Here is a 12,189-nt window from a genome sequence, read left to right as displayed (position 1 = left end):
GCGGCGGCTGCGGCTGGCCGGGGTGCGGCTGGCCGAACTGCTGCGGCGGCTGGCCGTGGACCTGGGGCCCGGGCTGCTGCCCGTACTGCGGGCCACCGGTGGGCTGCTGGAGCTGCGGCGCGGCGGGCGCCCCACCGGTGAGGGATCCGAAGGCACCGGACAGCGACGGGGTGGCGCGGGCGTTCGGGTCGTCGACCTCGAAGTAATCGGCCTTGGTGATCTTGGCCATGCCCGCGACGATGGAGGAGGGGAACGACTCGACCCTGGTGTTCAGCGCCCGCACGTTGCCGTTGTAGAAGCGGCGACCGGCGGCGATCCGGTCCTCGGTCTCGGCCAGCTGCTTCTGGAGGTGCAGGAAGTTCTGGTTCGACTTCAGCTCGGGGTAGCTCTCCGCGATGCCGAAGAAACCGCGCAGCGCTCCGGACAGCTGCTGCTCGGCCTGCCCCTGGTCGTGGACGCTGGCGTGCGCCTGGCGGGCCTGCATCGCCTGCGACCTGGCGGCGATCACCTGTTGCAGCGTCGTCTGCTCGAAGTGGGCCGAGGCGCGCACCGTCTCCACCAGGTTGGGGATGAGGTCGTGACGTCGTTGGAGTTCGACGTCGACCTGCCGCCAGGACTCCTCGACGGTGTTCCGCTGGGCGATGAACCGGTTGTAGCTCACGACGTAGCCGATTCCGACCACGACCGCGAGCACGAGCAGGACCACGAGGATCACGAGCAGGGCATCCACGCCCGCAGGCTACCCGCCCACGCGGGTCGGGAAGAGGTCTCCGGGAAAAAAGTCCGACGCGAACCTCACACCGCCCCCGCCGGGACGCACCGCCGCCGCGCGGCTCCGGCCCACCCCGGTCGCCGGGGGACGCGCTCAGAGCCCCAGGTCGTCGAGATCCAACAGGTAGCGGTAGGGCAGGCCCTCCGCCTCGATCCGGTCACGCGCCTCGGTCTGCCGGTCCACCACCGTGGCCACGCCCACCACCTCGGCGCCCCCGGCTCGCAGCGCCTCGACGGCCGTCAGCACGCTGCCGCCGGTGGTGGAGGTGTCCTCCACCGCGAGCACCCGCCGGCCGGCGACGCTCGGCCCCTCGATCTGCCGCTGCATGCCGTACTGCTTGGTGGCCTTCCGCACGACGAAGGCGTCCAACGCGAGGCCCTCGGTCGCCGCAGAGTGCAGCATGGCGCCCGCCACCGGATCCGCCCCGAGGGTGAGCCCACCGACCGCCTGGAAGTCCCAGTCGCTGGTGAGCTGCCGCAGCAGCCGACCGATCAGCGGCGAGGCCTGGTGGTGCAGCGTCGCCCTGCGCAGGTCGACGTAGTAGTCGGCCTCGGCGCCGGAGGACAGGGTCACCGTGCCGTGGACGACCGCGAGCTCCCGCACCAGGCGGGCCAGCCGAGCCTTGTCCTCGGGATCCACGTTCGGGGTGGGGGAGTTCGATGCCGCCGCTTCTCGCACGGTTCGCTAGCTTCGCACAGCCCCGGACCGGCACCGGGCGCTGGTCCGGGGGGCCACCCCTGTCGCGGGCCGGCTCAGTCCCGGCCGCGGGCGGTGCGGCCGGCGACGCGGCGGACCAGCCAGCGGGGCAACAGCCGGGACACCGAGGCCAACGCCTTGTACTGGTTGCCCGGTACCGAGATCGTGCGGCCCCGGCGCAGGTCGCGCAGGCCCTCGTGCACGACGAAGTCCGCGTCCAACCGGAACGCCCCGGGAAGCCCGGACATGTCGATGTCGGCCCGCTCGTGGAATTCCGTCCTCGTGAACCCCGGGCACAACGCGAGGAGGCGGACCCCGCTGTCCCGGGCCCCGGCTGCCAAGCCCTCGGTGAAGGACGTCACCCAGGCCTTGCTGGCGGTGTAGGTGGAACCCCGGCCCGGCAGGAAGCCGGCGATGCTGGACACGTTGATGATGTCCCCGCCCCGCCGCGCCAGCATTCCGGGCAGCGCGGCGTGGGTCAGCTGGAGCACCGCGGTGACGTTGACCTCCAGCTGCGAGCGCAGCGCGGAGAACTCGTTCCGCTCGAAGTGCCCGCCCGTGGAGAAGCCGGCGTTGTTGACCAGCAGGTCCACCGGCCGTTCCTCGTCCCGGAGGCGCGTGGCCACCCGGTCGCGGTCGCCGGCCTCGGCGAGGTCGGCCGTGATCGTCTCGGTGTCGACCCCGTAGCGGTCGCCGAGTTCGGCGGCCAGGGAACTCAGCTTCGACTCGGTCCGGGCGACCAGGACGACGTCGTACCCCTCTGCGGCGAGGCGGCGGGCGAAGGACAACCCGATTCCCGAGGTTGGACCGGTGATCAGCGCGGTGGGCATGCACCGCACGGTAACAACCTGAACGAGTGATGGGGGTGAGTCGCCCGGACTCCGGCTCCCCTCGGGGACGGGTTGGGGACGCGTTCGCCCGACGGCGCGGTCAGGACTGGCTCGAAGGCCGGAAGATGCGTTCGTCCTCCTGGTCGACGGTGAGGGCGTGGGTGCGCTGCTGCTCCCGCTCCTCCTCGTCCACGGGGTCGATCAGGTCGGCGATCTCCCCGACGTCGCGCAGCAGCCGCTCCAGGCGGGAGGGCGAGGCGTTGGCGGGCGCGGCCGCCAGCACCCACTCCTTCTCCAACCAGACCACGGTGACGTCGTCACCGACCTCCTCCGCGGCCTCGACGAGGTCCGGGGTGATCAGCTGGCGGGCGGCCGAAAGCTGGGTGACGAAGGCGTACCGGGAACCGACCGGTCCGAGGAGGTCCAGACCCGACTCCTGCGGAACGGGGACGCTGGGCAGCCAGAGCTCGACCACGACGTCGTACTGCTGCCGGCAACGCACGGCGACCAGCACGGCCCCGGCCTTCCCGCCCGCCTCGTGGTCGAACACGTACACCTGGCGCCGGCCGTCGGCGGTGAAGGTGGAGCCCGCGACCACGTCGCTGGCGACGCCACCGTTCTGCGCCGCGAGGTAGCCGTGGCTCCACCGGGTCGGCAACACCTGGTCGCTCTCCGCGAACTGCCAACCGCGCAACGCCGCCCATCGGCGCCGTTCCCGGTTGCGGGCGCTGCGTTGCGCCGTATCGGTGGCGAGCAGCGCGGCACCCGCCATGGCGAACACTACGGCCGCCGTGAACCAGACCCAAGTCGGCATCCCCACACTCCGCAGGGTAGCGAGCCGGGGCACGTTCACGAAGATCGAATGCCCGGTTGTTCGCCAAATGACCGGAAGTAGCGGCCTCCGACGGCGAACTCGCTGCTCAGGGCGCGGCGGCCCCCACCGGGTTGGCGGTGCCCGGGCGGGTCGGGGTCAGACCCGCCCGGTGACCAGCAGGCGGTCGGCGCTCGGTGCGCTGTCGTCGACCTCCACGACCACCTCGTTGCCGTCCCGGATCTCGCCGGACAGCAGCTTCCTGGCCAACTGGTCGCCGATCGCGGTCTGCACCAGCCGGCGCAGCGGCCGTGCGCCGAAGACCGGGTCGAAACCGTTGAGGGCGAGCCAGTCCTTGGCCGCCGGCGACACGGTCAGCGTCAGGCGGCGCTGCCCCAACCGCCGTCCCAGGGCCTCGATCTGGATGTCGACGATGCTGGTCAGCTCCTCGGTGGACAGCGAGTGGAAGACGACGAGGTCGTCGAGCCGGTTGAGGAACTCGGGCTTGAAGTGCCGGCGGACGACGGCCAGGACGGCGTCCCGCCGTTCCCGTTCCCCCAGGGTCGGATCGGCGATGGCCTGCGACCCGAGGTTGGAGGTGAGCACCAGGATCGTGTTCCGGAAGTCGACGGTGCGCCCCTGCCCGTCGGTGAGCCGGCCGTCGTCGAGCGCCTGGAGCAGGATGTCGAAGACGTCCGGGTGCGCCTTCTCCACCTCGTCGAGCAGCACCACCGAGTAGGGGCGGCGGCGGACGGCCTCGGTCAGCTGCCCGCCCTGGTCGTAGCCGACGTACCCGGGCGGGGCGCCCACCAGCCGCGCCACCGAGTGCTTCTCGGAGTACTCCGACATGTCCACGCGGATCATGGCGCGTTCGTCGTCGAACAGGAAACCGGCGAGCGCCTTGGCCAGTTCGGTCTTGCCCACGCCCGTGGGGCCGAGGAAGAGGAACGAGCCGGTGGGGCGGTCCGGGTCCGCCACTCCCGCCCTGGCCCGGCGGACGGCGTCCGAGACCGCCCGCACCGCCTCGGCCTGGCCGATCACCCGGGCCCCGATGGCCTCCTCCATCCGCAGCAGCTTCGTCGTCTCCCCCTCGAGCAACCGGCCGGCGGGGATGCCCGTCCAGGCGCTGACGACCTCGGCGACGTCGTCGGAGGTCACCTCCTCCTGGAGCATGACCTGCTGCTCCCGGCCGTTCTGGGTGGCGGCGGCGAGTTCCTTCTCCAGGCTCGGGATGCGCCCGTAGCGCAGCTCCGCCGCGCGCCCGAGGTCACCGTCCCGTTCGGCCCGTTCGGACTCGCCGCGCAACTGTTCGAGCTGGCCCTTGAGTTCCCGCACCCGGTCGATGGAGGTCTTCTCGTTCTGCCAGCGGGCGGTGAGGCCGGCCAGAGCCTCCCGGCGCTCGGCGAGCTCGGACCGCAGGGCGGCCAACCGCTCGCGCGACGCCTCGTCCGCCTCCTTGGCCAGTGCCATCTCCTCGATCTCGAGCCGCCGCACGGCCCGTTCCACCTCGTCGATCTCCACCGGGCGGGAGTCGATCTCCATGCGCAGGCGGGACGCGGCCTCGTCCACCAGGTCGATCGCCTTGTCCGGCAGGAACCGCGCGGTGATGTACCGGTTGGACAGGGCGGCCGCCGCGACGAGGGCGCTGTCGGTGATCCGCACCCCGTGGTGCACCTCGTAGCGCTCCTTGAGGCCCCGCAGGATCCCGACCGTGTCCTCCTCGGAGGGTTCTCCCACCATGACCTGCTGGAAGCGCCGTTCCAGGGCCGGGTCCTTCTCGATGTGCTCCCGGTACTCGTCGAGCGTGGTCGCCCCGACCATCCGCAGCTCGCCCCTGGCCAGCATCGGTTTGATCATGTTGCCGGCGTCCATGGCGCTCTCACCGGTGGCTCCCGCCCCGACGATGGTGTGCAGCTCGTCGATGAAGGTGACCACCTGGCCGGCCGAGTCGGTGATCTCCTTGAGCACCGCCTTGAGCCGCTCCTCGAACTCGCCCCGGTACTTCGCGCCGGCGACCATCGACCCGAGGTCGAGCCCCACCACCCGCTTGCCCCGCAGCGACTCCGGGACGTCACCGGCCACGATGCGTTGGGCCAGGCCCTCGACGATGGCGGTCTTGCCGACGCCGGGCTCCCCGATCAGCACCGGGTTGTTCTTCGTCCGGCGCGAGAGCACCTGGACCACCCGGCGGATCTCGGTGTCCCGACCGATCACCGGGTCCAACTCGCCCCGGCGGGCGCGTTCGGTGAGGTCGACGCCGTACTTCTCCAGCGCCTGGTACGTGGTTTCCGGGTCGGGGGTGGTGACGCGGGCCGAGCCGCGGACCCGGGTGAAGGCCTCGCGGAGGCCGTCAGGGGTGGCGCCGTGGTCGCGCAGGAGGTCGGCCACCCGACCGCCCTCCTTGGCCAGCCCGACCAGCACGTGCTCCGTGGAGACGTACTCGTCGCCCATCTCGGTGGCCAGCCGCTGGGCGTGGGTGACGGAGCGGACCGCCTCGGGCGACAGCTGGGGAGCGTTCACCGTGGCGCCGGTGGCGGAGGGCAAGCTGGCCGTGAGGCGCTCCAGGTCACCGCGCAACGCGGCCGGGTCGGCGCCGACGGCGGAGAGCAGCGGCGACGCCACTCCGTCCCCCTGGGCGAGCAGGGCCCCGAGCAGGTGGGCCGACGACACGTCGGGGTTGCCGGCCAACGTGGCGGCCTGTGCGGCAGCGGAGATCGCCTGCTGGACCTTCGTGGTCGGATTGAACGCGTCCATCCCTCACCTCGTCAGCTCGTACACCTGGTCGGCTCCCGGGGCTCCGAGCCCCGACCGGAGCCGCGCCCTCGCCCGGCTCCGCTCATCCACACGTCCAACGTCAGAAAAGTTGAGCCAGTTCCACTCAACCACGTATCCGGGTGTGGTGTGGACCACCCAAGCACGGACGCGAACTCGCCCCCCGGCGGGCGCACCGGGGGGCGAGCGGTCGTCGGAAGCGCGTCGACGTCAGACGGTCAGCCCGAACACCCAACCGGCGAGGGCGTACATGGTGAGGGTGATCAGCACGATGGCGATGAGGTTCAACCAGAGCCCCGCCCGCACCATCTGCCCGATCCGCACATACCCGGACCCGAAGGCGATCGCGTTGGGCGGCGTCGCCACCGGCAGCATGAAGGCGCAGGTGGCGGCGAGGGCTACCGGTATGGCCAAGGTCATCACGTCCAGCCCGAGCCCGAGGGCCACCCCGCCCATGATCGGCAGGAAGGTCGCGGCGGTCGCCGTGTTGCTGGTCAGCTCGGTCAGCGCCAGCACGAGCACGGTCACCCCGGCCACCAGGAGCACCACCGGGATGGCGCCAACGCCGGCGACCTGCTCTCCGATCCACTCGCTCAGCCCGGTCGCCGAGAACTGGCTCGACAGGCTCAGACCCCCACCGAAGAGCAACAGCACGCCCCACGGGATCTCCTTGGCGGTCTGCCAGTCGAGTACCGCCACCCCCTTCCTCGGGGCGACGGGGAGGACGAAGAGGATCACCGCCACCGCCATCGCGATCACGGCGTCGATGTTGCTCGCCCCGGTGACGAGGGGCAGGAAGATCCACGAGAGGGCGGCGAGGACGAACACCGCCAGCACCATCCACTCAGCCCGGCTGACAGGGCCCAGCGCGGCGAGTTCGCGGCGGATGAGTTCGCGGCCGCCGGGGATGTTCCTGATCCGCGGGGGAAACACGAAGCGGGTCAGCACCAGCCACGCCAGCAACATGAAGACCACCGCGAGCGGAACCCCGACGAGCATCCACTGCCCGAAACCGATGTGGATGTCGTGGGAGTCGCGGAGGTAACCCACCATCAGGGTGTTGGGGGGAGTTCCGATGATGGTTCCCAGCGAGCCAATGGACGCCGCGTAGGCGATTCCCAGCATCAGCGAGGTCCCGAAGTTGGTGTCGCCCTCACCCTTTCCGAGCTGCCGGACCAGGCCGAGCACCGAGAGACCGATGGGCAGCATCATCACCGCCGTGGCGGTGTTCGAAACCCACATGGAGATGAAGCCGGTCGCCAGCATGAAGCCGCCCACCAGTCGGCGAGGACTGGTCCCGACGGCGAGCACCGTCGCCAGGGCGAGCCGCCGGTGCAGGTTCCACCGCTGCATCGCCAGCGCGAGCATGAAACCGCCCATGAACAGGAAGATGACGTCGTTGGCATAGGGACTCGCCGCATCACCCACCTCGGCGATCCCGAGCGCGGGGAAGAGCACCAGCGGCACCAACGCGGTCGCGGGCAGTGGGATGGCCTCCGTCATCCACCACACGGCCATCAGCACGGCTACCGCCGCGGTACCGCGTCCCGCCGGGGAGAGGGAGTCGGGGAGCGCGAGGAAGGCCGCCAGCGCGAGCACGACGCCGAGCCCGAGGCCTATCCACCGCCTCCGAACCGTGGCCGGGGGTTCGGCGGCCGCGGAGATCCGCTGGTCAGCAGCCCCCGCACCGGTCTCACCCTCGGTCACGGGGACTCGCCCCCGAGACTCCTCCGCGTGGGGTTCGCGCCCGGTCTGGTCCACCCGCCACCTCCCGTGAGTCACTGAGTGCGAAAAATACCCCAGACGTGTGACTCGTACCACTTCCACCGGTGGCGACCCTCGCCCCTCGACCCTCGCCCCGCCCAGCGCGCAGGCGCCCCTGGCCCATCGGGACGATCGCGAGGCGTTCGAGCAGGAGCCGACTGTCGACCACGGGACCAGCCGGCCGCGGAGCGGCGAGTCCACGCTCATCGTCGGCGTGGCGGGGACCCGCCAGGAACCACCGGCGCGACGGCACTCTCCCAGAAGGAGCAATCGTGAACCATCCGTGATACGGATCACTACGGACGGCGACCAGGAACCCGGCAGCGTTCCCGTGGCTAGGGCATACGCCACCGCAATCAACCGAAACGGGGCAGTAACAATTGTTACGCTCCGCATCAAATTCGGCCCGCCCTCTTGCGGTGAACCGGGGTTTCCCCGTGCACTGTCATGCCATGTCACACATCACGACGGCGACCCCGCCGCCAAGTCCGCCAACCGGCGACCCGGCACCCGTCCTCCTCGCGCAGGACGGCGGAGTCCTTTCCGGCGTCGAGGACGCCATCAACAGCGTCTTCGCACCCATCGAGTCATTCACGTCGTCCATCATCTTCGCCGAGATCACGGTCTTCGGAGCGGCGTTCCCGGTCATCGTCGCCTGGCTGGTCATCGCGGCAGCGGTGTTCACCGCGTACTTCGGCCTGGTCCAGCTCGGCAAGTTCCGGCTCGCGATCCAGATCGCGCGTGGGAAATACACGCGCAACGACGAGCCTGGGGAGATCACGCACTTCCAGGCCCTCTCCTCGGCGCTGTCGGGGACGGTCGGCCTTGGCAACATCGCGGGCGTCGGCGTGGCGGTCACCGTCGGTGGCCCTGGCGCGACGTTCTGGATGATCCTCGCCGGGCTCCTGGGCATGTGCACGAAGTTCGTCGAGTGCACCCTGGGCGTGAAGTACCGCAAGATCGACGCGGACGGCACCGTCCACGGCGGCCCCATGTACTACCTCCGCCAGGGCATCGCCGAGCGCTTCCCCAACGGCTTCGGCCGCTCGCTGGGCAAGGTGCTGGCGATCGGCGCCTCGGTGATGCTGCTGTTCTTCGCCCTCGCCGGCGGGAACATGTTCCAGGCCAACCAGACCTTCGCCCAGTTGCGTTCGGTGACCGGTGGTGAGGACGGTCTCCTCGGTGGAGGGGGAGCCGCCTTCATCTTCGGACTACTACTCGCTGGCCTCGTGGCGCTGGTCATCGTCGGTGGGATCAAGTCGATCGGCAAGGTGACCTCGCGGCTCGTGCCGACGATGGGCGTCATCTACGTGCTGGCCTGCCTCGTGGTCATCCTCGTGAACGTCAATGAGGTGCCACGCGCCTTCGGTGAGATCGTCTCCGGCGCCTTCGCCCCCGAGGGCGTCGCGGGCGGAGCGCTGGGCGTGATGATCATCGGGTTCCAGCGAGCCGCCTTCTCCAACGAGGCCGGCGTGGGGTCGGCACCGATCGCGCACGCGGCGGTCCGCACCCGCCACCCGGTCACCGAGGGGCTCGTGGCGCTGCTGGAGCCCTTCGTCGACACCGTGATCATCTGCACGATGACGGCGCTGACGATCGTGATCGCCAGCACGGACTTCTGGCACGACGCCAAGGCGGCGGTGGCTGCTGGGGCTGACAGCCCGGAGGGCGTGACGGTGACGTCCAACGCCTTCGAGACCGTGCTGCCGTGGTTCCCCTACGTCCTGATGGTCGCGGTCGCGCTGTTCGCCATCTCCACGATGATCACCTGGAGCTACTACGGCGAGAAGGCCTGGAACCACCTGTTCGGAGCAGGTCGACTGAGCTCGGCGACCTACCGCACGGTCTACTGCGCCCTCATCGTGTGCGGAGCGGTCCTCACCCTGGGTCCGGTGCTCGACTTCGCGGACGCGGTGTTGTTCGGGGTGGCGTTCTTCAACATCGTGGGGCTCTACCTGCTCGCACCCGTCGTCAAGCGCGAGCTGAAGGACTTCCTCGGCAAGCTGAAGTCCGGGGAGATCCGCCCGGTGGACCAGGACACCTCCGGATCGGCGGCGGGCTCGCCGCCAGAGGCCTCCGACCGGGAGAAGGACGGCGTGGGCTGAGGTTGCCCACACCGGGGGTGACACCGGCAGTTATCCACAGACACGCCCGGCCGGACTCGGGTTTTCCACCGGATATCCCCAACTGATCCCCAGTTATCCCCAGGTATCCACAGCCAGTCCACGCCAAATCCACAGTTCCGCCCCAAGTTGTCCACACACCCTGTGGATAACTTGGGGCGGTCCCCTGTGGGCTGTGGAGTTATCCACAGTCGGTGGACAACTCCACAGGGTGACACCGTCCAGGTGAGGGCCGGGGCGGACGGGCAGCACCATGACCCTCGGTCAGGGGCGCTCCCCCGACCGTGCCGACGCCGACGCCGCCAGCACGCCGGAACTCGACCCGGGCGTGGCCTTCCCGGCGGGTTCCTCGTCGACGGTGGTCCGCAGCGGCACCTCCCGGATGCCGAGGACCGCGAACAACGTCACCAGGGCGACCAGCGCGGCGGCGAGGAAGACGGTTCCGGTGGCGTCACCGAACGCCGCCATCACCTCGGCGCGCACCCCCTCGGGAAGCACCGCGAGATCCAGGGACGCGCTCTGGCCGCCTCCCGTCCCCACCCGGGCGGCCACGCTGGCGGACAGCACGGCGCCGAGCGCCGACACGCCGGAGGCGCCTCCGAGGGATCGGAAGAAGGTGACCAGGGCCGTCGCCGATCCGAGGTCACGGGCGGGAACGGTGTTCTGCACGGCCAGGACGAGGTTCTGCGCGCACAACCCCACCCCCGCGCCCACGACGGCGAGGAACACCCCCACCAGCACCAGGTCCGTCCGGTGGTCGATCGTCGCCAACAGACCGAGCCCGACGGGCAGCGCCACCGATCCCACCAGCAGGAACCGCTTCCACCGACCGAACCTGCTGATCAGCTGGCCGGAGAAGGTGGACGTGAGCGCCAGCGTCAGCACCAGCGGGATGGTCATCAGCCCGGCGACCGTCGGCGAGTAGCCCCTCGCCACCTGGAAGTACTGGCCGATGAACACCGGAACACCGAACATCGCCACCCCCAGCCCGACGCCGGCGACCACGGAGAGCGCGGTGGTCCTGTCCCGGAAGAAGCGGAGCGGGACGACCGGGTCGGCTGCCCGTGACTCCACGACGAGGGCCAGTCCGAGGAGCACCACCGCACCCCCGACCAGCAGCGCCGTCGTCGACGACGCCCAGGCGAACGACTGCCCGGCCAGCGAGACCCACACCAGCAGCAGGCTGACACCGCCCACCAGCAGCGTCGCTCCGAGCCAGTCCACCCGTGCCGGGCGCCGGACGGTCGGCAGCCGCAGCGTCCGGCCGATGACCAGGAGCGCCGCCACCGCGACCGGGACACCCGCGAGGAAGCACCAGCGCCACCCGAGCCACGGGGTGTCGACGATGAGGCCGCCGATCAGGGGCCCGCTGACCGTGCCGACCGCGAAGACCGCGCCCAGGTACCCGCTGTACCGGCCGCGTTCCCTCGGGCTGATCATGGCGGCGATGACGACCTGGACGAGGGCCTGCACCCCGCCCAGGCCGAGCCCCTGCACCGCGCGGAACCCGATCAACACCGGCATCGACTGGGCGAGGCCTCCCAGCACCGAACCGAGGGTGAAGACGGAAATCGCGATCTGGAGCAGCAGCTTCTTGCTGAAGAGGTCCGCCAGCTTGCCCCACACCGGAGTGGTCGCGGTCGCGCCGAGCAGGGTGGCGGTGACGACCCAGGTGTACTGGGCCTGCGTGCCGTGGAGTTCGGCGGTGATGGTGGGCAGCGCGTTCGCCACGATGGTCGAGCTCAGGATGGCGACCAGCAGCGCGAGCAGCAGGCCCGAGAAGACCCGCATGATCTCCCGGTGGGACATCGCGGGCTGGCCGGCCTCCCCCGGAGCCACCACACCCCCCGCCGCCGCGTCCTGCCTCCCGTGCGACACCGCCACCTGGTTCTCCCTCGCGTTCTCCCTAGTCGTTAGTTGCCTAATGCAACCTTACCCCGCGAGGGAGCACCCACCACGCGGCGCCGGGTGAGATGGCTTACCGGGACGGGGCCCGGCGGCGCGTCCGGGCGACCGGCGGGGAGACGCCGAACGCCGGACCACAACGCCGGACCACCGGGGCCAGCGACGACCCGAGCGCCTCCCCGGTCGCAGGGCCGGGGGTGGCGGTGGCAGGTGGCGCGGGCTCAGCCCTCGGAGGGAGCCGGCGTACTCGTGCCGGAGGAGAGACCGTCCAGCAGGACGGTGAGCCCCGCGACGAAGACCTCGTCAACCTCGCGGCCCCACGCCCGGTCCTCCCGTTCCGACCCCGTCGGACGCGGCGCGTCGCCACCCGGGCTCGCCGCCGAGGCGTCACCGGCCAGGAGCACGGAGTTCGGGAACCGGGTGGCGAAGTCGGGCGCCACCGCGCGCAACTGGGTCGAACGGCGGGACCACCACTCCTGGTCGGACACCCCCGTCTCGGCGGCGGCCCGGGCGGCC

The 12,189-nt window shown here is 70.8% G+C and carries 8 protein-coding genes and 1 pseudogene; 1 reads left to right on the top strand and 8 read right to left on the bottom strand.

Going from position 1 to position 12,189, the window contains the following annotated elements; genetic code table 11:
* From ACTIDRAF_RS28625 to ACTIDRAF_RS0212820, 6 genes are all read right to left on the bottom strand, one after another.
* On the bottom strand, positions 1–730 hold a 730-nt coding region (locus ACTIDRAF_RS28625), incomplete at its 3' end, for a LemA family protein (protein WP_085944848.1).
* Between the two features lie 135 nt (positions 731–865).
* A complete protein-coding gene (gene pyrE / locus ACTIDRAF_RS0212840) occupies positions 866–1,450 on the bottom strand; it encodes an orotate phosphoribosyltransferase (RefSeq protein ID WP_052168814.1) in 585 nt (194 codons plus the stop codon).
* A gap of 74 nt (positions 1,451–1,524) precedes the next feature.
* The gene (locus ACTIDRAF_RS0212835) at positions 1,525–2,298 is read right to left on the bottom strand and encodes an SDR family NAD(P)-dependent oxidoreductase (RefSeq protein WP_026066046.1); all 774 of its coding nucleotides are present in this window, start codon (positions 2,296–2,298) and stop codon (positions 1,525–1,527) included.
* A gap of 100 nt (positions 2,299–2,398) precedes the next feature.
* Positions 2,399–3,112, bottom strand: coding sequence for a type III secretion system chaperone family protein (locus ACTIDRAF_RS28620; RefSeq protein WP_016699143.1), 714 nt, complete (start codon positions 3,110–3,112; stop codon positions 2,399–2,401).
* Between the two features lie 156 nt (positions 3,113–3,268).
* Positions 3,269–5,863, bottom strand: a complete 2,595-nt coding sequence (gene clpB / locus ACTIDRAF_RS0212825; RefSeq protein WP_016699142.1) for an ATP-dependent chaperone ClpB — start codon at positions 5,861–5,863, stop codon at positions 3,269–3,271.
* Between the two features lie 228 nt (positions 5,864–6,091).
* Complete coding sequence (locus tag ACTIDRAF_RS0212820; protein WP_026066045.1) at positions 6,092–7,546, bottom strand: SLC13 family permease; 1,455 nt, start codon at positions 7,544–7,546, stop codon at positions 6,092–6,094.
* Positions 7,547–8,097: 551 nt separating this feature from the next.
* On the opposite strand from ACTIDRAF_RS0212820, the gene ACTIDRAF_RS0212815 reads away from it, so the two are divergent.
* Positions 8,098–9,750: an alanine/glycine:cation symporter family protein gene (locus ACTIDRAF_RS0212815; RefSeq protein ID WP_016699140.1), complete on the top strand. Its 1,653-nt coding sequence runs from the start codon at positions 8,098–8,100 to the stop codon at positions 9,748–9,750.
* 282 nt (positions 9,751–10,032) lie between these two features.
* Here the strand turns inward: ACTIDRAF_RS0212815 and ACTIDRAF_RS0212810 are convergent, their stop codons facing one another.
* Both ACTIDRAF_RS0212810 and ACTIDRAF_RS0212805 read right to left on the bottom strand, forming a co-directional pair.
* A complete protein-coding gene (locus tag ACTIDRAF_RS0212810) occupies positions 10,033–11,577 on the bottom strand; it encodes an MDR family MFS transporter (RefSeq protein WP_083886266.1) in 1,545 nt (514 codons plus the stop codon).
* Between the two features lie 317 nt (positions 11,578–11,894).
* Positions 11,895–12,189 (bottom strand): annotated as a pseudogene (locus tag ACTIDRAF_RS0212805) (hypothetical protein); the annotation flags it as partial.

It is taken from the genome of Actinoalloteichus spitiensis RMV-1378 (assembly GCF_000239155.1).
Taxonomy (GTDB): domain Bacteria; phylum Actinomycetota; class Actinomycetes; order Mycobacteriales; family Pseudonocardiaceae; genus Actinoalloteichus_B; species Actinoalloteichus_B spitiensis.
This window is presented reverse-complemented; position numbering and strand designations above follow the sequence as displayed.